Raw genomic sequence first — 21,053 nt, forward strand, 5'->3', positions numbered from 1 at the left:
CCGGTGGACGGTGCACCGGGCACGGCGACCCACCGCCGCGCGGCCGACGACTCTGGATCGGGGAAGCCCTTGTACGACCCTTCTGCCTCGGACCGCGCGTTCCACGGGAACGCGACGTTCGCACCGGCCAACGCCGCCCTGCTGTCGATCTCGCACGTCGAGGCGCCGCGGGTGGTGCCCTCGTCGTACTTCGACGACGTGCTGTCGGGGACGCTGGAGCGGTTGCGCCTGCGTCCCGGACTGCTGGAGAAGGTCGCGGGGGTGAGTGAGCGCCGCTGGTGGGCGGACGGCCAGAAGGCCTCCGACGTGGCCGCGGAGTGCGGCGCGAAGGCGCTCTCGGAGGCCGGGGTCGACGCGAAGGACGTCGGGGTGGTCATCTCCACGACGGTGACGCGCCCGCACCTGGAACCGGCGGTGGCGACGTCGGTGCACCACGGGATGGACCTGCCGACGTCGGCGATGAACTTCGACATCGCCAACGCGTGCCTGGCGTGGGTCAACGGGGTGCAGGTGGCCTCCGCGATGATCGACGCGGGGATGATCCGCTACGCGGTGGTGCTGGGCGCGGAGGACGTGCGCTCCATGCACGAGGGGACGATCTCGCGGTTGCAGCGCGACGGGATCACCCGCAAGGACTTCCTCAACGAGTTCGCGACGATGACGCTGGGCTGCGGTGCGGCGGCGGCGGTCATCGGCCGCGCGGACGAGCACCCGCAGGCGCACCGGATCGTCGGTGGGGTGTCGCGGGCGGGCACGGCCCACCACGAGCTGTGCATCGGGGACATGAACCACATGAAGACCGACGCGAAGCTGATGCTGACCGAGGGCATCGAGATCGTCGTGGACGCCTTCAACGCCGGTGACGAGCTGTGGGGCTGGCGCGACGCGGAGAAGTTCGTCATCCACCAGATCTCCCGCGTGCACACCGAGACCCTGGTGGAGCGGATCGGCGTGGACGCGGCGAAGGTGCCGATGACGTTCCCGCAGTGGGGCAACGTCGGTCCGATCTCGCTGCCGATGACGTTGGCGGCGACGGCGCCGGAGCTGTCCCCGGGCGACCGGGTGATCGCGATGGGTGTGGGTTCGGGGTTGAACACGGCGATGATCGAGCTGGAGTGGTGAAGAACGCCGTGCTGCCGGCGGTGACCCCGCCGGCCGGTCTGGAGGGTCTCGACCCGCGCTGGTCCCGTCTCGTGGAGGCGGTCGACCACGCGGGGGTGACGCGGACCTGGCACGTGCTCGACACCGCCCCCGACGCGGGACCGGACGACGTCGTGGGGACGTTGCTGTGCGTGCACGGCAACCCGACGTGGTCCTACCTGTGGCGGGGGCTGGCGCGGGCCGCCTCCGCGGTGCACCTGGGGTGGCGCGTCGTCGCGGTGGACCAGCTGGAGATGGGCTTCTCGGAGCGCACGGGGACGACCCGTCGTCTCGCGGACCGGGTCGAGGACCTCGCCGGGCTCGTGGACGCGCTGGGGTTGTCGGGTCAGGTCGTGGCCGTGGGGCACGACTGGGGCGGTCTCGTCGTCTCCGGCTGGGCCGCGGGCGAACTCGCCCGCCGCGGGGGCCGGCACGGGTCGGGCTCGCGGGTGCGGCTGGCGGGGCTGGTCGTGGCGAACACGGCGGCGAGCTGGCCGGCCGGCGCGGGTGCGCCGGGGGTCCTGAAGCTCGTGCTGCGCCCGGGGCTGCTGGCGGGCGTGACGTCGCGCACGGACGCGTTCCTGCGCACGACGCTGGTCCTGCCGCGCCCCGCGCTCCCGGCGCCGGTGAAGGCGGCCTACCGCTCCCCCTACGCCCACGCCGGTGAGCGGGCCGGGATCGAGGCGTTCGTCGCGGACGTCCCGGTGGGTCCCGACCACCCCAGTCGTGCTGCGCTGGACGCCGTCAGCGACGGTGTCGCGGCGATCGCCGCGGCGGGGGTCCCGACGTTCGTGGCGTGGGGTCCGCGCGATCCGGTGTTCACCGAGTGGTTCCTGCGCGACTGGCGGGCCCGGGTGCCGCACGCCGACGTGCACCGCTTCGCCACCGCGAGCCACCTCACCCCGGAGGACCCGCAGTTCGCGGCCGCGGTGCTGCGGTGGCTGGACGAACGGGTCCTGCACCCCGCCCCGCAGCCCGAGGACGGGCCGGTCGAGGTGCGGGTGCCGCGGATGTGGGCCGCGCTGGAGGAACGGGGCGGGGACCCCGCGCTCGCCGACTCCCCCGCCGTCATCGAGATGTCGGAGGACGGCACCTCGCGCAGCGTTCCCTGGGGCCTGCTGAAGCGCCGCACCGACGAACTCGCCGCGGGCTTCACCGCGATGGGCGTCGTTGCGGGGCAGCGGGTCTCGTTGCTCGTCCCGCCGGGCGCGGACCTGACGGCGACGCTGTACGCGCTGCTGCGCATCGGGGCGGTCGCTGTCGTGGCGGATGCGGGACTGGGGGTGCGCGGGTTGTCGCGCGCCGTCACCGGCGCCGGGGTCGACTGGGTCGTGGGGGTGTCGAAGGCCCTCGCCGCGGCGCGGGTGCTGCGCTGGCCCGGTCGCCGGATCGCGGCCGGGGAGATCTCCGACGCCGCCCTGAAGGTGCTCGGGGTCGAGGCGACGTTGCTGGAGGTCGCCCGGGCCGGGGCGCACCGCCTCGCCGCGGGTTTCGAACTGCCCGCCGAGCCGTCCCCGCAGGCGGAGGCCGCGGTGCTCTTCACCTCCGGCTCCACCGGCCCCGCGAAGGGCGTCGTCTACACCCACGGCCAGCTCGCGCAGCTCGCGCAGGCGATGGGCCGCACCATCCGCACCGGTCCCGGCCAGCCGCTGGTGTCGGCGTTCGCGCCGTTCGCGCTGTTCGGGCCCGCGCTGGGTGCGACGTGCGTGGTCCCCGCGATGGACGTCACCCGGCCGGCGACGCTGACGGCGGCCGCGTTGGCCGACGCCGTCGCCGCGGCCCGGGCGACGTCGGTGTTCCTCGCCCCCGCAGCCATCGTCAACGTCCTGGCCACCGCCGCGCAGCTGAGCGCCGACCAGCGCGAGGCGCTGGGTGGGGTGGACACCCTCCTCTCCGCCGGGGCACCCGTCCCGACGCCGCTGCTGCAGCGGGTGAAGGACCTCATGCCGCTGGCCGACCCGCGCACCCCCTACGGCGCCACCGAGGTGCTGCCCGCCACCGACGTGGGTCTCTCCGACGTCCTGGCCGCCGGTCCCGGTGAGGGCATCTGCGTGGGCACTCCCGTCGAGGGGGTCGTCCTCGCGATCGCGCCCCTGGACGGGGACGGGCACGCGGGGGTCGACCTCGTCACCACCGCCGGGGTGGTGGGAGAGGTCGTCGTCGGTGGTGAGCACGTCAAGGACCACTACGACCAGCTGTGGTTCACCCAGGCCGCCAGCGTCGACGTGCGTCCCTCCCCGACGCTGCTCGGGCAGGTCCGGCCGGGGCGCTGGCACCGCACCGGTGACGTCGGCCACCTCGACGCCGCCGGGCGGGTCTGGATCGAGGGGCGCCTGGCCCACGTCGTCGTGAGCGCCGACGAGGTCGTCACCCCCGTCGGGGTGGAGCAGCGGGCGGAGTCCGTGCCGGGCGTCGCGCGGGCCGCGTTCGTGGGGATCGGGCCGCGCGCCGCGCGCCAGTTCGTCGTCGTCGCCGAGGGTGAGGGCGACGTCGCGGTGACCCGCACGACGGTCGCCGACCCCGAGCTGTCGGAATCGGTGCGCGCCGCGACCGGGCGCAACCTGGTCGCGCTGCTGCTGGTCCCGGCGTTGCCGACCGACGTGCGTCACAACTCCAAGATCGACCGGGCCCGGGTGGGTACCTGGGCCGAGAGCGTCCTCGCGGGCGAGAAGGCGGGGAAGCTCACGTGAAGGTCCTCGTGACCGGGGCCAGCGGCATGCTGGGCCGGGAGACCGCGCGGGCCCTGGCCGCCCGCGGTGAGGACGTCCGCGTCCTGCAGCGCCGCCCGTCCGGGCTGGCCGGCTTCGAGGAGGTCCTCGGATCCGTCACCGACGCCGACGCGTGCGCCCGCGCCGCGGCCGGGGTCGACGCCGTCGTGCACCTCGCGGCGAAGGTGTCGGTCACCGGACCCCACCCCGAGTACGTCGCCACCAACGTCGAGGGCACCGCGAACCTGCTCGCCGCGGCCCGCACCGCGGGGGTCTCCCGCTTCGTCATGGTGTCCTCGCCCTCCGTCGCCCACGCCGGGTCCGCGCTCGTGGGGGTCGGGACGACCCCCGCGGACCCGGCCGCCGCGCACGGCTCCTACGCCGTGACCAAGGCGCAGGCGGAACTGCTCGCCCTGGCCGCGGACTCCCCCACCTTCGCGGTGTGCGCGGTCCGCCCGCACATCGTGCTGGGTCCCGGGGACACCCAGCTCGTGCAGCGCATCGCCGACCGCGCCCGCGCGGGTCGGTTGCCGCTGCTGGACGACGGGACCGCCCTCATCGACACCACCTACGTCGACAACGCCGTGGACGCGCTCCTCGCGGCGCTGGACCACGTCACCGACGCGGGCGTGCACGGCCAGGCGTTCGTCGTCACCAACGGCGAGCCGCGCACCGTCAGCGAGGTCTTCGCCCGCATCTGCCGCGCCGCCGGGGTCCCCGCCCCGACCCGGCGGGTCCCCGCCGCCGTCGCGAAGGTCGCGGGCTCGCTCGTGGAGCGGGTCTGGACGCGGTTCGGGCTGCCCGACGAGCCGCCCATGACCCGTTTCCTGGCCGAGCAGCTCTCCACCGCGCACTGGTTCGACATCGCCCGCACGAAGGAGCTGCTGCACTGGGAACCGCGGGTCGGCCTCGACGAGGGCTTCGACCGCCTCGCCGGGGGTTTCCCCGACCGTTAGGGTCCACCAGGTGATCAACGGACCCGCTCTCACCGGCGCACAGCGACGGGCCCGGCGGGTCGCGGAGGCACGCCGTGACCTCGAGAACCTCCGCTCCCTCGACCTGACGCCCCGGCCCGGCGAGCACCGACTGCACCGCGCCGCCCGCATCGAGGACGCCGTGAAGGGTCTCGCCGGGTCGCGGCTGCGCCGGCGGGGCTACCACGCCCGGGCCATCGCCTACCCCGGCTACGGCGGCCCCGGCTGGGTCCGCGTCCTCGGGCGGGTCCTGCTGGGCCGGGAGGAGACCCACGCCGAGAACGCCCGTGACGGGCTGCGCGTGGTGCGCGGCTGGCGCAACTTCCTCACCGTCCCCATCGCCGACGCCGAGGTGACGGTGCGCATCGGGCAGCACGAGCGCCTCCTGCGCACCAACCGCGAGGGCTACGTCGACGAGGTCGTGCGCATCGACCTGCCCCCGGGTGAGCACGAGGTCGTCCTCACCGTCGGCCCCGACGCCGGGGACGCCGGGGACGAGACCGCGGAGGACGTCGAACTCGTCGAGGACGACACCGAGGGCGGTGCGGAACTGCCGCCGCAGAACGTGTTGCGCCACTCCGGCACCTCACGGGTGATCGTCGTGGGTCCCGAACCGACGCTCGGGCTGCTCTCCGACATCGACGACACCGTCGTCGTGACCCGCCTACCGCGGCCCCTGGTGGCGGCCTGGAACTCCTTCGTCCTGGACGAACGGGCCCGGGTCCCGGTCAACGGGATGGCCGAGCTGTACCGCCAGGTCGTGGCCGAGAACCCCGGCGCGCCGGTGCTGTACCTCTCGACCGGGGCGTGGAACGTCGCGCCCACCCTCACCCGGTTCCTGCGCCGCTTCGGCTACCCCGAGGGACCGCTGCTGCTGACCGACTGGGGTCCCACCAACACCGGCTGGTTCCGCGACGGGCCCGGGCACAAGCGGGAGTCGCTGGCCCGCCTCGCCCGGGAGCTGCCGCAGGTGACGTGGCTGCTGGTGGGGGACGACGGCCAGCACGACCCGACGCTGTACGCGGAGTTCCTCGCCGCGGCCCCCGAACGCGTGGCCGGGGTCGCGATCCGCCGCCTCACCCCCGCCGAGCAGCTGCTCGCCGGTGGGCACCCGCTGGCCCCGACCGCGATGCCTGCGGACTCCCCCGTCCCCTGGGTGACCGGGGACAACGGCTACGAGCTGCTGCACCACTGGTACCGGGCGGGGATCCTCACCGCCCCCTGACGGGAACGACGAACGGGAACGACGAAGGCCGGCCCCCGTAGCGGGGACCGGCCTCGTGGTGGAGCTCAGAGCTGGATGCGGCGCGGGTTCGCGACGGTGGTCAGCTCGATCTCGCGGACGTCGATCACGACGTCGTTGGTGCCGTTGCGCGTGCTGCTGTCGTTCATCTCACGACCTCCTCGTTCAGGACGGTGCCTCTGGTCGACCACAGACGACACTGTCTTCACCGAGCGGTGGCGGGTCTGACTCCAGGATGGCCGATCAGCCCGGGCAGGGGAATCCCACGCTGCGCCGATCGGGGGTGAGGTTCATCACGCGGTGACCGAGCACACCCGGATGCCGCCTCCGAACGCCGTCTGAGTCACCTGGAGGTCACACCGCGTGACACCGCGTCATGCCGCGCGCCAGCACGCCCGCCCGGCCGCCTTCGCCCGGTACATCGCGCGGTCCGCCGCGCGCAGCAGCTCCTCGGGACCGAGTTCCCCGTCGGTGCGGGCGGCGCCGATGCTGGCGCTGACCGTCACCGTCCGGACCCCCAGGTCGACGGGGATGCTGAGGCGGTCGCAGACCCGGTCCGCGATCGAGGACAACGCCTTGGCGTCGGCGACGTCCTCGCAGACCAGGACGAACTCGTCACCACCGATGCGGGCGGCCATGTCGCCGGCCCGCAGCAACCCCCGCAGCCGGTCGGCGACGTCGGCGAGCAACGCGTCCCCGGCGGCGTGACCGAGGTTGTCGTTGACGTCCTTGAAGTGGTCGAGGTCGACGAAGAGCACCGCGCAGCCCCCGCCGCGGCGCCGGGTCCGCGAGATCGCCGTCCGCAGCCGGTCCTCGGCCTTGGCGCGGTTGGGCAGCCCCGTCAGCGGGTCGTGCAGGGCGGCGTGCTCGAGCTGCTCGGCCTCGCGCTTGCGGGCGGTGACGTCCTCGACGAAGGCGAGGAAGGCCGGCTCACCGGAGCTGCTGGAGGTCAGCGACAGCGAGATCTGACCCCACACCACCTTGCCGCTGGGCAGCTCGTAGCGCCGCTCGCGGTGCACGACCTCGACCGCGCCGGAGACCAGCGCCTCCAGCTCGGCGGCGGCGCGGGCGTGCTCGTCGCGTTCCTCCGCACTGGGGCGGGCACCCTCGGCGGGGCTAGCGGGGTCGAGGAACTGCCCCGCCGGGGCGCCGATCAGCTCCGCGGCGTCGCGTTCCCAGAAGGTGCAGAGCGCGTCGTTGACCTCGCTGACCCAGCCCTCCAGACCGAAGAGCAGCATCCCCACCGGGCCGCGGGCGAAGATCTCGTGGAAGCGTCGTTCCGAGCCGGCGAGCGCGTCCATCGTCGTGATCGTCTCGGTGAGGTCCTGGGCGATGCCCACGACGCGCACCGGGATCCCGACGGCGGAACGGTCGGAGACGGTGGAGCGGGTGTGCACCCACCGGTCACCGCCGTAGCCGTCGACGACGCGGTAGGTGCACTCCACGATCTCGCCCGCACCCGCACCGCCCAGGCACTCCAGGGCCCGCACGACGCCCGGGGCGTCGTCGGGGTGGATCGCGTCCAGCGAGGCCCCGCCGTCGGCGCTGGGCAGCCCCAGCAGCGAGACCGGTCCGGCGTTGGTCCACTCCACGACCCGCTGCGGCAGGTTGATGCGGTAGATCGTGTCGGGGCTGGCGGAGATCACCGCGTCCTGGCGGGCCAGCAGCGTGCGCAGCTGCTGGTGGGTCGCGCGTTCGACGGTCACGTCGCGCACGACGAGGACGGCCCCGCCGCCCGCCTCACCGGTGGTGGAGGCGTGCACGTGGGCGACCAGCAGCTGGCCGTCGGAGCGGGCGACGTCGACGTCCACGTCGAGGTCGCCGCTGCGGATCGCGCTCAGCACGTCCAGGCCGGTGGGCATCGCCCCGGACAGCACGGCCCGCTGGGTGGGCGTCAGGTCGTCGTGGGCGTCGCGGTCGTCGTGCCCGTGCCCCTCGGCCTCGGGGAGGACGACGACGGAGAGTCCCAGCCACCACTGCAGCCGGTACCGGCCGAGGAGGTCCTCCGCGCTGACGCCCAGCATGCGGGTCAGGCCGTGGGTGACGTGGATGAGCCGGCCGTCGGCGTCCAGCACCGCGAGGGCCAGCCCGGAGCGCTCCATGGCCGTGGCCAGGACCGGGCCGGGCAGCACCGGGGGTGCCGTGACGTCCGACGTGTTCGTGGACGGCGCCGCCGTCATCGCTCCACCCCCACCGTTGGCCACCGGACCACGGGAGGTCAGCAGCTCTCACGGTGCTTTCGGTCCCTCGACGCTCCCCCTTGAGGGCGGCGTGGGCCGGACGGGTGAAGCGTTCTCGAAGCAGGACTCGGAGGGGGTTCAGGCGCCCGCGCGGCGGACGATGCCCCGCAGGGCGGAGATCGCCTCCTCGGAGGCGGCGGCGGCGGCGATGTTGGCCTCGCGGACCGCTTCGTAGACCTCCTGGCGGTGCACCTGCACGTCGCGGGGCGCGTCGATGCCGACGCGGACGACGTCACCTCTCACCTCGAGGACGCGCACGACGACCTCGTCGCCGATGACCACGGATTCCCCGGCCTTGCGCGTCAGGACCAGCATGGGGCCCAGCATAGGTGACGAAACGTGTTCGTCCATGTCGTTCTAGTGACAGATTTCCGCGGCCCGGCGTGGACCCCACCCGTCACACCCGTCTCAGCCGGTGCGGAAACGTCCCGGAAACACCCGACGCCCGCTCCGCGGTGCGGAACGGGCGTCGGGTGGTCTCCAGCGGTGGCCGGAGCGGACCTCAGAAGTCGTTGCGGCGACGGCCCGGCAGGCCGTCGACGTCCTCCGCCTCGGGGTGGGGGGCCTTCTCGGCCTGTTCCTGGTACCCCCGGACCAGTCCGCGCAGGACGCGGCCCGCGACGGTGCTGACCAGCAGGGCCAGGACCAGGTGCAGCAGGGCGGTGTCGACGTCGCCGGTGCCCTGCAGGGCGGCCAGCACGGACGGTCCGGCCAGCAGCAGGCTGACGGCCAGCACGATCGCGGTCATCGGTCTCCTCCACGGCGTTGCCTGATCTGGGTCTGCATGACGAAGCGGCGCAAGCGGTCCGCGGCGGGCACCGGCTCGCTGAAGGCGACGACGACCTCGACGAGGTCGGGGTCGAGGGAGTCCAGTGAGCGGACCACCTGACCGACCTGGTCGAGCGGGGCGCCGTCGAGCTCGAAGGACATCCGCACCAGCCGCCCCAGCCGCAGCCAGGAACCGCCCCCCACGGACAGCGCCGACCCGCCCTCGCTGAGGTCCACCAGGTGGCCCTCGAGCAGGGGCTCCACCACGCCGTCGGCGAGGTCGGCCTCGCGCTGCAGGGGGTCGCCCTCCACCGGGGAGAGCCGGACCGACCCGGAGGCCGGGACCCGGGCGTAGCGGCGACGCTGTTCGACCACGACCTCGCTGGAGGGCGCGAGGTCCCAGGCCGAGACCCGGCGACGGACGACCTCGGCGATCAGGAACTCCTGCCGGCTCTGGCCGCGCGCCCCCGCCCAGGCGACCGTCACGGGCAGCCCGGGGGCCACCACGTGCAGGTCACCGCGGAAGCTGGGTGCCGCGACCACGAGACTGCCCTCGTGGGCGTCCTCGACCCGCGTGGGGAGCCGGATGAGGTCCCCACCGAAGGTGTCCGGCATCTGCAGCTCCACCCAGACCCGGTGGTTGAGGCCGGGCCACTGCGTGGCGGCGCGGCTCAGCTCCGCCCCCGGAGCAGCACGTCTGGCCATGGGCTCTGTCGTTCTCCGGTTCTGGTCTCGAGGGGTCGGGCGATGGGGTGAGTTCGTGAACCGTTGCGGCTCAACGCATCCCGTGGTCGCCCGCGGCATCGAGGAGCAGACCGGCCCAGGCGCCGGAGGTGGCGGGGCGTCCGTCGAGGAAGCCGACGGGGACGTCGAGGGAGAGGACGTCCAGGGGGTCCGGGCTCTCGGCGGCGCGGTGCACGGCCAGGCGACGGGCGGGCAGCCCGACGGCCTCGAGCGCGCGCAGCAGGCTCGCGACGGCGTGGCTGCGGCGGGTGGCGTCGACGCAGACGACGACGGAGGCGGCACCGATCTCGGCGGCCATGCGGGCGGCGCGCTCGGCGTCGGCCCCGGTGGGACGGGCCGGGATGGCGACGGTGAGCGGGGCGCTCCAGCGCCGGGCCTGGTCCTGACGGGCCGGCAGCTCCTCGGCGGTGATGGTGTTCTGCACGTCGGCACGACCCAGCACCAGCGGCGCCTCGGAACCGACCTCGTCGGCGACGAGCAGCGCGGCGGAAACCACGGCGTCGGCCTCGCCGATGACGACGACCAGCTCACCGGCGCCCACGCGCAGCGGCGCGGGGACCTCGATGTCGCGGGCCAGGCGCAGCACGTCGCCGGTGTCCTGCGGCTCGCGGTACGGCATCCGCGGCTGCGAGGGACGGTCACTGTAGGTGGTCATCGGCTCACGGTAAGTCAGATCCATGCTCATCGCCTCGTTCTCGTCCCCGTCGCGTGCACTGGTGGGCTGGTAGGTCCGCTCCGCGGTGCGCGGAGACCGGTCGTCCTGCTCGGGGGCGTACTGGCCCGCGAACTCCTGCTGGTAGGCCTGGTCGAAGTCACGCGACTCGCCGTGGCCGTTGGCCGTTCCGTTCAGCTGGCCGTTGACGTGGCCGTTGGCGGTTCCGTTGACCTGGCCGTTGAGCTGGTCGTAGTCGCCGGCCCACTCGCCACGGCGGTCCTCGGCGAACCGGTCGCCGAACTGATCACCGAACTGGTCGGCGAACTGGTCGGCGAACTGGTCGGCCACGGCCGCGGGGCGGCGCAGTTCCGGACGACGGGCGGGGCCACGGCCCTCCGGCTCGCCGCGGCGGCCGACCGGGGTGTTGGCGGCTCCGTTGGCCGCACCGAACTGGTCAGACACGCGATCCTCCGAGCTGCGAACGGTCCGGGTCGAGGCTTCGACCGCGGGGCGACCCGGACGGGGACGAGCGGGCCGCGCAGGCTGCATCGTCACCGAGCGTACATCAGCAGTTACTCCAGCCACAGGGGATCGTCCGTAGCGGTGACCCTCTCCCCCGGTGCTGGCCGACGAGCGCATCGAGGCCACCGTCGCCGCGAAGGAATCGCTCTCCGTGGAGATCGGCCGGTGCGGGCGCTGCTGGGACGCGATGTCCTGACGCGGGTCCTGACGTGCGACCTGACGCGGGTCCTGCGAGCGCCCGGCGGTGAACATGGCCTCGAGGCGGTGGGTGCCCTCGGCGGCGTCGGCGGCGGCGAGGACCTCACCGAGGGAGCGGGCCGGTGCGGTGGTGGCGCCCATGCGGTCGGCCTGGCGGCGACGGACGTCGGCGCGGGCCTCCTCCCGGCGCAGTTCCTGCTCGCGGGCGGCTTCGCGGCGGGCCGTCTCCTGCGCGTGCCGGCGCTCGGTCTCGTGGGCGTGCTGGCGTTCGATCTCCAGTTGGCGCATCCGCTCCTCTTCCAGGGCTCGACGGTCGGCTTCCTGCTGGGCTGCGATCTGCTGGGCGGCGAGCTCCTGCTCGTGGCGCTCGTTCGCGAGGCGTTCCTGCTCGAGGCGTTCCTGCTCGAGGCGTTCCTGCTCGAGACGTTCCTGCTCGAGGCGCTCGGCGCGCTCGATCTCGAGGCGGGCCTCCTCGAGGAGCTGGGCCTCGAACCGCTCGGCGACCAGGTCCTCGTCGCGGTCCTCGGACTGGTCCTCGGTGGGGGCCTCGACCTCGGTGCTGTCACCCGTTTGCGCGATCACACCGACCTCCTCGGCATCCGTCCCGGAAACCTTGAACGGCGGTTCCTGGACGTCGCTGCCGCTGGAGGCGCGGAGCATGTCGAGCAGGCCCTGGCGGGCGGACTCGAAGTCCTCCTCGGGCTGTACGGCGGGCTGTGCGGCGAGGACCTGGGGCGCGGCGGGGGCGGGGGTGGCTTCAGCGGCGTCGGCGGCGGCGAGCAGGGCCTCGAAGTCGAGGGACTCGCGTTCCTCCTCCCCCGCCGGGTGGGCGGTGGTGGAGGCGTCGTCCTGCGCGCCGGCTCCGCCGGTCATGTCGCCGGCGGTGTCGCCGTCCATCTCGACCGTCACCTCGTAGCGCTCCTTGGAGAAGAAGCCGGCGACACCGCCGGAGCGGATGCGTTCGGCGCGGACGACGCGGGCGGTCTCGCCGTGGGTCTCACGGACCTGCGTCAGCAGCTCCTGCAAGTCAGAACCTTCAAGAAGCAAGTGCATGGACACCGCTCACCGATCCAACCGTCTCGATCCGGGGGTGGTTGCTCACGTCGTCGTAGGACAGGACGTGCAGGCGGCCCACCGCCACCTTCAGCAGGCGGCGCAGCGGGGCGCGCAGAGGGGGTGCGCACACGAGGACTGCGCTGATGCCGTGCCCTTCGGCACGTTCGAGGCAGGAACTTGAGGCGGTCACCAGGTGCTCGGCCGTGACGGCGTCCAGGGCGAGGCTCGCGCCGTGCTCACCGGGGCGCAGGGACTCCGCCAGGGTCTGCTCCAGCATCGGGTCCAGGGTGATGACGTGCAGGGTGCCGTCCTGCTCGTGGACGGCCGCGACGGCCGGTCCCAGGGCACGGCGAGCGGACTCGACGAGGCCGTCGAGGTCGGAGCCGGCCTTGGCCTTGAGCGAGAGCGCCTCGAAGATGCGGGCGAGGTCGCGGATGGGGACGGCCTCGTCGAGCATCGCCTGCAGGACGCGCTGGACCTCGCCGAGGGAGAGCGCGGCGGGGGTGAGCTCGTCGACGACGGCCGGGTGGGTGCGCTTGAGGGCCTCCACCAGGGAGCGGACGTCCTCGCGGGAGAGCAGGCGCGAGGCGTGGGTGCGGACCAGTTCCCCGAGGTGGGTGATGAGGACGCTGGCGCGGTCGACGACGGTGGCGCCCATGAGCTGGGCCTGGTGGCGCAGTTCGGCGGGGATCCACTTGCCGGCGAGGCCGAAGACCGGTTCCACGGTGGCCCGTCCGGGCAGACCGTCGAGGTTGTCGCCCAGGGCGAGGACCTGTCCGGGCGGGGCGGTGCCGCGGGCCACCTCGACGCCGGAGATGCGCACCGCGTAGGTGGACATCGGCAGGTCGAGGGAGTCGCGGGTGCGCACGGGCGGGACGACGAGGCCCAGTTCGAGAGCGATCTTGCGGCGCAGGGCCCGGACGCGTTCGAGCAGGTCGCCACCGCCGGAGGTGTCGACGAGGTCGACGAGGTCGGGGGCCAGGACCACCTCGAGGGGGTCGACGCGCATCTCCTCGAGCAGGTTCTCCGCGGCCTCGTTGGGGTTGACCGGGCCGGGGGCGGAGGCGGCGAGCGCCACGTCGCGGGCGGTGTTGGCGTCGCGGCGGGAGATGCGGGTGGAGGCGACGAAGGCCAGTCCGCCGACGACGAGGAACGGCAGCTTGGGCATGCTCGGGATGAGCGCCAGGACGATCATCGCGCCGCCGGCGATCTGCAGGGCCATCTTCTGCTGCGAGAACTGCCTGATGGCCTCGGTACCCATGTCGCCGTTGCTGGTGGAGCGGGTGACGATGAGGCCGGTCGCGACGCTCAGCAGCAGCGCGGGCACCTGGCTGACGAGACCGTCACCGATGCTCAGCAGCGCGTACTTGTTGATCGACTCCGCCGGGCCGAGCCCGTGCTGGACCATCCCGATGGCGAACCCGCCGATGAGGTTGATCAGCATGATGATGATGCCGGCGACGGCGTCACCCTTGACGAACTTCGAGCCACCGTCCATGGCGCCGTAGAAGTCGGCCTCGGCGCTGACGTCGGCGCGGCGCTGGCGGGCGGCGGCCTCGTCGATCAGGCCGGCGTTGAGGTCGGCGTCGATGGCCATCTGCTTGCCGGGCATGGCGTCGAGGGTGAAGCGGGCACCGACCTCGGCGACGCGCTCGGCGCCCTTGGTGATGACGACGAACTGGATGACGACCAGGATCAGGAAGATCACCAGGCCGATGACCAGCGAGCCGGAGATCACGAAGTGCCCGAAGGCCTCGATGACCTTGCCGGCGAAGCCGTTGGAGAGCACCAGTCGCGTCGAGGCCACGTTCAGGCCGAGGCGGAAGAGGGTGAGCACCAGGATCAGCGAGGGGAAGACCGAGAAGTCCAGCACCCGCTTGACGAACATCGTCACCAGCAGCGCCATCAGCGACATCGTGATGTTCAACGCGATGAGGAAGTCCAGCATGGCCGCCGGCAGAGGCACGACGAGCAGCAGGACGATGCCGACGACCCCCGCGGGGACCACCAGCTGCGAGAAGTTCGGGAGTCGCACTGCACCGCCTGTTGTTCGCGGTACCCCGTTCGGGGTCCCTCGTCCAGCGGCCCGTCCATGGCCCTGCTGTCAGCCTTCCTGGCTAGTGCCTCCTTCGGCACCGCCCGGGACTTCCTTGAGTCACCCGTCCGGACGCACCCGTGCCGCCTCCCCTGCAACGACACGAACCCCCGGTCCGAGACGAGACGAACCCCCGGTCCGGGACGGATCGGGGGTTCGTGGGACGGGGTGGTGGCTCACCAGCCGGCGGCGGCCTCGACGCTCGCGGTCAGCGCCTTCTCGATGGCCCCGGCCAGCGCGGAGACGACGAAGGGCTTGGTGAGGTAGATCGCGCCGAGCTCCTCGCCCGCGGCGATGTCCTCGGGACGCACCCGCGCGGAGAGGAAGATCGCGGGCAGGTGGGCGTGCTCGGGCTGGGTCCGCAGGGTGCGCAGTACCTCCAGGCCGGTCATGCCGGGCATCGCGACGTCGAGGACGACGACCTCGGGTGCGCCGCGCTCGGCGATGACGGTCAGCGCCTCCGGCCCCGATCCGGCCGACACGACGCGGTGGCCGAGGCCGCGCAGGCGCAGTTCGACGAGCTGGCGGATGTCCGGGTCGTCCTCGACGACCAGCACTCGGGCCATGGTGGTTCCTCCTGCGGGACCTGGTGATCCAGACGGATCGGGGAAGGTGGGGGACGGACGTCCACCGGCCCCATCGGCAGCCGGGGGCCTCACGTGAGGGCCACCGCGACCCCGCTCTCGCCCCAGCGGGGGGCCTGCACCGACGGGAAGACGGCACGCAGGGTCGCCCCACCGCCGGGGGTCTCCTCCGCGCTGATGCGCCCGCCGTGGCGGGCCACGATGCGCCGGCAGGTGGCGAGGCCGATGCCGTGTCCGGGGCGCCGCGCACCGGCGGCCGCACCGATGTTCTCGCCGGTGTTCTCGCCGGTGACCGCGACGGCGAACATGGCGAAGACCTGCTCGCGCTGCCCGGGCGGGATGCCGCGGCCGTTGTCGGCGACGGCCAGTTCCCAGCCGCCGCCCGCGAGGTCACGCACGCGGACCTCGACCCGGCAGGGTCGCTCGGGGCTGCGGTAGCGCACCGAGTTGCCGACGAGGTTCTGCAGCAGCTGCCGCAGCAGGACGGGGTCGGCGTGGGCGGTCCGGCTGGTGCCGGTGAGGACGATCTCGGCCTGCACCGCGGTGGCGCCGAGGTCCTCCACGACGTGGGTGAGGACGTCGGAGACGACCACGGGACGCACGTCGAGACCGGTGGAGTCGGCGCGGGCGTGGTCGAGGACGGCCTCGATGAGGCCCTGCATCCGTTGCGCCGCACGCATCGCGGTGGCCAGCCACTCCCGGCCCTCCCCGCCGAGGGCGTCACCGTGGACGTCGAGGACGAGCTCGAGGTAGCCGAGCACGGAGGTCAGGGGCGCGGCGAGGTCGTGGCTGGCGACGGCGGCGAGGTCGCCGAGCTCGTCGTTGGAGCGGCGCAGTTCGGTGACGGCGCAGGCGAGGTCGCGGCCCTGCCGGCGCAGCTGCTCCCCCGCCGCCTCGAGCGCGTGGATGCGGGCCCGGTCGGTGGTGATGTCCTGCACGGCCACGACGGCGCCGATGACGCGACCGGTGTGGTCGTGCAGGGCGCGGCCGGTGCACAGGACCCGGACGGGGGTGCGACCCGCAGGGGCGATGACGACCTCGACGTCGCGGACGTGGCCCTCGACCAGCGCCCGCCACAGCGGGGCCTCCTCCGGTGCCAGCGGGGTGCGGCCGTCGGCGGCGTGGAGGCCGTGGGCACGGGCGAACTCGCTCGCGGGCAGGCCCAGGTCGGCGTCGCGGCCGTGCAGGCGCCGGGCGGTGGGGTTGACGACGGTGAGGCGACCGGCCGCGTCGCAGGCGAGAACGCCCACGTCGACGCTGGTGAGCAGCGCCCGGGTGAACTCCTCGCGCGCTTCCAGCTCGGTGAGGGTCAGCTCGGCCAGTTCCCGCTGCTCCTCGACCTCGGCGACCAGTCGCTGCTGCTCGCGGTGGCGGCGGTGACCTTCCAGCAGCGCCATGACGACGTCGGCGAGGTCGCGCAGGCGGGCGAGCTGGTCCGGGGTCAGCTCGCGGCGGACGACGTCGAAGACGCAGAGGCTGCCGAGGTGGTGCCCCTCGGCGGTGACCAGCGGGAGCGAGGCGTAGAAGACGACGTCGGCGAAGCGGCCGTCGACCCAGGCGGAGTCGCGGTAGCGCGGGTCGCGCCGGGCGTCGGGGACGTGGACGACCTCGGGGTGGCCGAGGTTGCGCGCGCACAGCGACTCGCTGCGCTCGCTGGGCCCGCCGGCGAACCCGACGGCGGAGAGCTGGCACTGGCGGTGGGCGTCGATGAGGTTGATCGTCGCGGTCGTCACGCCGGCGATCGCGGCGGCGAGGCGGACGACGGCGTCCAGCGCGGGGTCGGCGGGGGTGTCGAGGAGGTCGTAGCCGTGCAGCGCGGCGAGGCGCACGACCTCCAGGCGGTCGACCTCGGGCGGGGCGTGCCGGTCCGCGGCGCAGCCGCGGGTCCGCTGCACCGGGTGGGCGGGGTGGGTGAGGTGGGTCACCGTGCTCCTCCGATCCGCAGGTCGTCGAGGGGGTCGATCAGCGGCAGCTCGAGCACGGCCGTCGTGCCCTGGTCCTGCACCGAGTCCAGCGCGAGCGACCCGCCGTGCAGGCGGACGAGGTCGCGGGCGATGGTGAGGCCGAGACCGGTGCCGGGCACGGCGAGCACGGCGGCGTTGGACCCGCGCGCGAACCGCCCGAAGACGGCGTCGACCTCTCCCGCGGGGATGCCCATCCCGTTGTCCTGCACGACGATCCGCACGCGACCGCTGTGCTCCTCCACCCGCAGGCGCACCAGCGAGCCGACGGGTGAGAACTTCACCGCGTTGTCGACGACGGCGAGGACGGCCCGGTGCAGGTGCCCGGCGTCGCCGTTGACCCGCATCCCGCTCAGCTCCTCCCGCGGCGTCGTGCAGCGCAGCGTCCCACCGCTGGTGGCGCCGGCGGCGACGGCGGCGGCCACCCCGGCGACGAGGTCGGCCACGGCGGTGGAGCCGCGCACCTCGGCGGTGGGGGCGGACTCCACGCGCGAGAGCAGCAGCAGGTCCTCGATGAGGGAGCGCAGCCGTTCGGTGTTGCGTTCCACGATGCCCAGCACCGAGGACACGTCCGCGGAGACCTCCCCGACGGCGCCGTCGCGCAGCAGTTCGAGGTAGCCGGAGATGGAGGTGAGGGGGGTGCGCAGTTCGTGGGAGACGGTGGCCAGCAGGTCGGACTTGACGTTCTCGACGTCGCGCAGCTCCCCCAGCAGCCGTTCCTGGGCGCGGTAGAGCCCGGCCAGGACCAGGGCCCGGGCGAGGTCCACGGCCACGGAACGGGCCAGTTCGACCTCCGGCACCGACCAGTCGCGGGCCCCGGCCCCGCAGACGACGCTGAGCAGACCGTGCGGGGTGTCCCCGACACCGATGGGCACCAGCAGCAGGGCGCGTGCGCCGCAGTCGCGCAGGAAGACGTCGAGGGTGGCGGAGCGTCCCTGCAGGGTGCGGGTGTCGGGGACGGCGTAGACCTCGCCGCTGGTGTGCAGCTCCTGAAGCCAGCTGCGCGAGTCCTCGAAGACGGCCCACCCGCCGCCGTGGACGGCGCCGCCCGCGGGGCTTCCGGGGCCACCGGTCAGCGGCGACAGCGGCGGGTGGGCCCACTCCCGGGTGATGGGGCCCAGCCCGGCGTCGGTGAGCATCCGGACCCAGACGCGGGCGACGTCGAGCTCCTCGCCGAGGCGGGTCACCGCCACCTGCAGGGCGTCCTGGGCGACGAGCTGGTCGCGGACCTCGCGGCCGATGTCCCCGGCGAGGCGGTGCAGGCGCGCGGACTGCTCCGCGGCGTCCAGCAGCCGCTGGTTCTCCCGGGCCAGGTCGTTGACCGCGAGCGCCACGGAGCGGACTTCGCTGGGGCCGTCGGTGGGGTCGGCGTGGGCGCGGCGATCGCCCCGGCCGTGGGCGTCGAGGACGTCGACGAGGGAGCGCAGGGGGTCCACGAGGGCCCGGCGGGTGCGGCGTCCGGTGGTGGCGACGACGGCGAGGGCGGCGGCGAGGGTGAGTCCGGTGCCGGCGAGGGCCGCGTAGCGGACCCAGTCCTCCGCGGAGGTCGCGTCGTGGCGCTGGTCGCGGACGAGGACGTCGAGGCGGGCGTTGGCGTCGCGCAGCCGCGCGAAGGCCTGCGCCTGCTCGGTCCCGGAGGTGTCCGCGTTGGCGGCGACCCAGGCGTCGATGAGTCGGGACTGCTCGGCGAAGAGACTGCGCTGCAACGGGTCGGTGAGGAGGGTCTTGACGTGTCCCCGCAGGGCGGGCAGGGCGTCGAGGGCGGTGGTGTAGGTCGCCGGCAGCGCTGCGGAGCCGCTGTCGCGGCGGTCGCGCAGGGCGGAGTCGGCGTCGGAGAGGGTGAGCTGGAGGGAGGCGTTGGCCGACTCGAGCTGACGCAGCTGGGTCTCCCGGGCGCGGGAGGAGCCGGTGACGAGCAGGCCCCCGGCGCCGGAGACCCCGACGAGCAGCAGCAGGGCGACGACGACGCCGAGGGCGCGGGTGAGGCGTGCCCCGACGGAGGTGCCGCCCGCGGCGGCCGCGCGCTCGTCGACGCGGCGACGGGTGCGGCCGTGGGCGAGGGCGGCCTCGTGCAGGGCGCCGGGACGCGGAGCGGGCTGCGAGAGCAGTTCGTGCAGCCGCTCCCCCGGTGCGGGGTGGAGGTGGGGGGCGGGAGCGGGGCGACTGCTCACGTCCGGCGCACTGCGCGCATCACCCTGTCGGCCCACACCGTCACCATCGGTCGCGGTCGCGGCGACCTTGAACCGGCGCGGGCCGCGACCGGTAGGGGGCACGGTCAGGCGGGCACGGTGTGGGCTTCGCCGAAGGCCGTCAGGGACCCGCGGCTGCGCAGACTCATGACGAAGGCGAGGACCTTGGCGACGGCGGCGAAGAACTCCGGGGGGATCTCCTGGCCGACCTTGCAGCTCTTGTACATCGTGCGGGCGAGCTGGACGTCCTTGACCAGCGGGACGTCGTTCTCCTTGGCCTTCTCGCGGATCTTGGTGGCGATCGCGCCGGCGCCCTTGGCGACGACCTTCGGTGCGCCGGTGCCCGGTTCGTAGCGCAGGGCGACGGCGATGTGGGTGGGGTTGACGAGGACGACGTCGGCCTTGGCGACGTCGGACATCATGCGGTTGCGCGACATGGCCATCTGCTTGGAGCGGATCGCGCCCTTGAGCAGCGGGTCGCCCTCGGCGTTCTTGTGCTCCTGCTTGATGTCCTGCTTGGACATCCGCAGCTTCTTCATGGTGCGGCGGTAGCTCATGGCGTAGTCGGCGGCGGCGATGATCAGCCCGATGAGGACGGTGACCATCAGCATCCTCGCGATGGCGGACTTGGTCAGGGACAGCACCGCCGACATCGACATCGCCCCCTGCCCGACGAGGTCGGGGGCGAGGTTCTTGGCGATCATCCACATGACGAGACCGATGACGGCCGTCTTCAGCAGCGACTTCGTGCCCTCCCAGATGGCCTGGGGGCCCCAGTGCTGCTTGAAGCCGTTGACGGGGTTGAGGTTGCTGAACTTGGGTTTGAGCTTCTTCGTCGCCGGGCGCAGGGTGCCCTGGATCGCGCCGGAGACGACGACGGCCATGAACGTCGTGAACGCCAGCGGCCCCAGCACGGTGGGGATGCCGGAGAACGTGTCCGACATCGCCGACAGGGCCCGCGCCGGTTCGGGATCGGCGGCGACGGTGGCGATGTCGGTCATCGCCTGCGTCATGAGCAGCTTGCCGGCCTCGATGGTGTGCGGGATCGCGATCGCCCCCGCGCCCGTCGACAACCACGCCGCGACGTCGCGGGAGAACGGGATGTTGCCTTCCTCGCGCGCCTCCTTGAGGCGCTTGGCGGTCGGCTTCTCGGTCTTCTCCCCGCTCACCCGCTCCCACCCCCGCTCACAGGATCCGCAGGGTCGGGAGTGACGAGGCGGACGACGGTCTCGCGCGCGGTGCCGGCCATGTCGGCGACGACCCCGGGCAGCATCGAGAACGTGAACCCGGCCAGGGTCAGGACGATGAGGATCTTCACCGGGAAGCTCATGGCGAAGACGTTCAGGGCCGGGGCGACGCGCGAGAGCAGCCCCAGGCCGATGTCGGTGATGAAGAGCACCGCGATGAGGGGCGCCGCGATCTGCAGCGCCGAGAGCATCAGCTGGCTGATGCCCTCGGTGAAGACCCGCCCCACGGTCCCGGTGTCGATCCCCGCGTTCAGGGGCAGCACGTCGTAGGAGCGCAGGAAGCCCTGGAGGATCAGCAGGTGCCCGCCGGTGACGACGAGCAGCGCCGTGGTCGTCCAGCTGTAGAGCTTGCCGAAGATGGCCGTCTGGACCTGCATCAACGGGTCGTAGGCGCTGGCGAGCTGAAAACCGCCGAAGAGGTCCAGCATGTCGCCCGCGGCCTGGACGGCGGTGAACAGCAACGCGACGAAGGCGCCCATGACGACGCCCACGAGGGCCTGCTGGACGACGGCGGTGATGAGCGGACCCGGTTCCGCTGCGGGCACGGAGTCGCGCAGCCGGCCGGCGACGGGCAGGGCCATCGCGACCGAGAGCATCGCCTTCACCTGGCCGTTGACGGCCTTGTTCGCGAACGGCGGGGCGAACATCAGGAACGCCGCCGAGCGGACCGAGGCCAGCAGGACCGCCAGGATCAGGTCCAGCGGGATCGAGGGCAGCCCTTGCACGCCG

Annotated in this window: 15 protein-coding genes; 4 read left to right on the forward strand and 11 right to left on the reverse strand. The window is 73.5% G+C overall.

Going from position 1 to position 21,053, the window contains the following annotated elements; genetic code table 11:
* Positions 1-69: 69 nt before the first annotated feature.
* The 4 genes from OG218_RS02725 to OG218_RS02740 all read left to right on the forward strand — a co-directional run bounded on the left by OG218_RS02725 (position 70) and on the right by OG218_RS02740 (position 6,047).
* Positions 70-1,122: a 3-oxoacyl-ACP synthase III gene (locus OG218_RS02725; protein WP_380161836.1), complete on the forward strand. Its 1,053-nt coding sequence runs from the start codon at positions 70-72 to the stop codon at positions 1,120-1,122.
* Positions 1,119-3,830 (forward strand): alpha/beta fold hydrolase, encoded by a 2,712-nt coding sequence (locus OG218_RS02730; protein ID WP_328291665.1) that lies wholly within the window; start codon positions 1,119-1,121, stop codon positions 3,828-3,830. Before OG218_RS02725 ends, OG218_RS02730 begins: the two co-directional genes overlap by 4 nt.
* Positions 3,827-4,804: an NAD-dependent epimerase/dehydratase family protein gene (locus OG218_RS02735; RefSeq protein ID WP_328291666.1), complete on the forward strand. Its 978-nt coding sequence runs from the start codon at positions 3,827-3,829 to the stop codon at positions 4,802-4,804. The genes OG218_RS02730 and OG218_RS02735 overlap by 4 nt, the downstream gene beginning before the upstream one ends.
* Before the next feature lie 103 nt (positions 4,805-4,907).
* Positions 4,908-6,047 (forward strand): App1 family protein, encoded by a 1,140-nt coding sequence (locus OG218_RS02740; protein ID WP_442906449.1) that lies wholly within the window; start codon positions 4,908-4,910, stop codon positions 6,045-6,047.
* Between the two features lie 392 nt (positions 6,048-6,439).
* Here the strand turns inward: OG218_RS02740 and OG218_RS02745 are convergent, their stop codons facing one another.
* The 11 genes from OG218_RS02745 to OG218_RS02795 all read right to left on the reverse strand — a co-directional run bounded on the left by OG218_RS02745 (position 6,440) and on the right by OG218_RS02795 (position 21,049).
* Positions 6,440-8,245: a sensor domain-containing protein gene (locus OG218_RS02745; RefSeq protein WP_328291668.1), complete on the reverse strand. Its 1,806-nt coding sequence runs from the start codon at positions 8,243-8,245 to the stop codon at positions 6,440-6,442.
* Between the two features lie 138 nt (positions 8,246-8,383).
* Positions 8,384-8,620, reverse strand: coding sequence for a carbon storage regulator CsrA (gene csrA, locus OG218_RS02750; protein WP_328291669.1), 237 nt, complete (start codon positions 8,618-8,620; stop codon positions 8,384-8,386).
* A gap of 187 nt (positions 8,621-8,807) precedes the next feature.
* On the reverse strand, positions 8,808-9,053 hold the full coding sequence (locus OG218_RS02755; RefSeq protein WP_328291670.1) for a hypothetical protein: 246 nt from the start codon (positions 9,051-9,053) through the stop codon (positions 8,808-8,810).
* Positions 9,050-9,778: a PilZ domain-containing protein gene (locus OG218_RS02760; RefSeq protein WP_328291671.1), complete on the reverse strand. Its 729-nt coding sequence runs from the start codon at positions 9,776-9,778 to the stop codon at positions 9,050-9,052. Before OG218_RS02760 ends, OG218_RS02755 begins: the two co-directional genes overlap by 4 nt.
* A gap of 70 nt (positions 9,779-9,848) precedes the next feature.
* Positions 9,849-12,218, reverse strand: coding sequence for a hypothetical protein (locus OG218_RS02765; protein WP_328291672.1), 2,370 nt, complete (start codon positions 12,216-12,218; stop codon positions 9,849-9,851).
* Between the two features lie 10 nt (positions 12,219-12,228).
* The gene (gene flhA, locus OG218_RS02770) at positions 12,229-14,283 is read right to left on the reverse strand and encodes a flagellar biosynthesis protein FlhA (RefSeq protein WP_328291673.1); all 2,055 of its coding nucleotides are present in this window, start codon (positions 14,281-14,283) and stop codon (positions 12,229-12,231) included.
* A 236-nt stretch (positions 14,284-14,519) separates the two neighbouring features.
* Entirely contained in the window at positions 14,520-14,909 is a 390-nt protein-coding gene (locus tag OG218_RS02775; protein ID WP_328291674.1) for a response regulator, read from the reverse strand.
* Between the two features lie 89 nt (positions 14,910-14,998).
* On the reverse strand, positions 14,999-16,852 hold the full coding sequence (locus tag OG218_RS02780) for a sensor histidine kinase (RefSeq protein WP_328291675.1): 1,854 nt from the start codon (positions 16,850-16,852) through the stop codon (positions 14,999-15,001).
* Complete coding sequence (locus tag OG218_RS02785) at positions 16,849-19,059, reverse strand: GAF domain-containing sensor histidine kinase (protein ID WP_328291676.1); 2,211 nt, start codon at positions 19,057-19,059, stop codon at positions 16,849-16,851. The genes OG218_RS02780 and OG218_RS02785 overlap by 4 nt, the downstream gene beginning before the upstream one ends.
* A gap of 104 nt (positions 19,060-19,163) precedes the next feature.
* A complete protein-coding gene (locus OG218_RS02790) occupies positions 19,164-20,246 on the reverse strand; it encodes an EscU/YscU/HrcU family type III secretion system export apparatus switch protein (RefSeq protein ID WP_328291677.1) in 1,083 nt (360 codons plus the stop codon).
* Positions 20,243-21,049, reverse strand: coding sequence for a flagellar biosynthetic protein FliR (locus tag OG218_RS02795; protein ID WP_328291678.1), 807 nt, complete (start codon positions 21,047-21,049; stop codon positions 20,243-20,245). Before OG218_RS02795 ends, OG218_RS02790 begins: the two co-directional genes overlap by 4 nt.
* Positions 21,050-21,053: the final 4 nt, after the last annotated feature.

The organism is Kineococcus sp. NBC_00420 (genome assembly GCF_036021035.1).
In the GTDB taxonomy this organism is placed as follows: domain Bacteria; phylum Actinomycetota; class Actinomycetes; order Actinomycetales; family Kineococcaceae; genus Kineococcus.

Excerpts from the sequence above, each read along its gene's own strand:
- OG218_RS02745 (WP_328291668.1), bottom strand. The coding sequence starts at position 8,245 with ATGACGGCGGCGCCGTCCACGAACACGTCGGACGTCACGGCACCCCCG.
- csrA (WP_328291669.1), bottom strand. The coding sequence starts at position 8,620 with ATGCTGGTCCTGACGCGCAAGGCCGGGGAATCCGTGGTCATCGGCGAC.
- OG218_RS02755 (WP_328291670.1), bottom strand. The coding sequence starts at position 9,053 with ATGACCGCGATCGTGCTGGCCGTCAGCCTGCTGCTGGCCGGACCGTCC.
- OG218_RS02760 (WP_328291671.1), bottom strand. The coding sequence starts at position 9,778 with ATGGCCAGACGTGCTGCTCCGGGGGCGGAGCTGAGCCGCGCCGCCACG.
- OG218_RS02775 (WP_328291674.1), bottom strand. The coding sequence starts at position 14,909 with ATGGCCCGAGTGCTGGTCGTCGAGGACGACCCGGACATCCGCCAGCTC.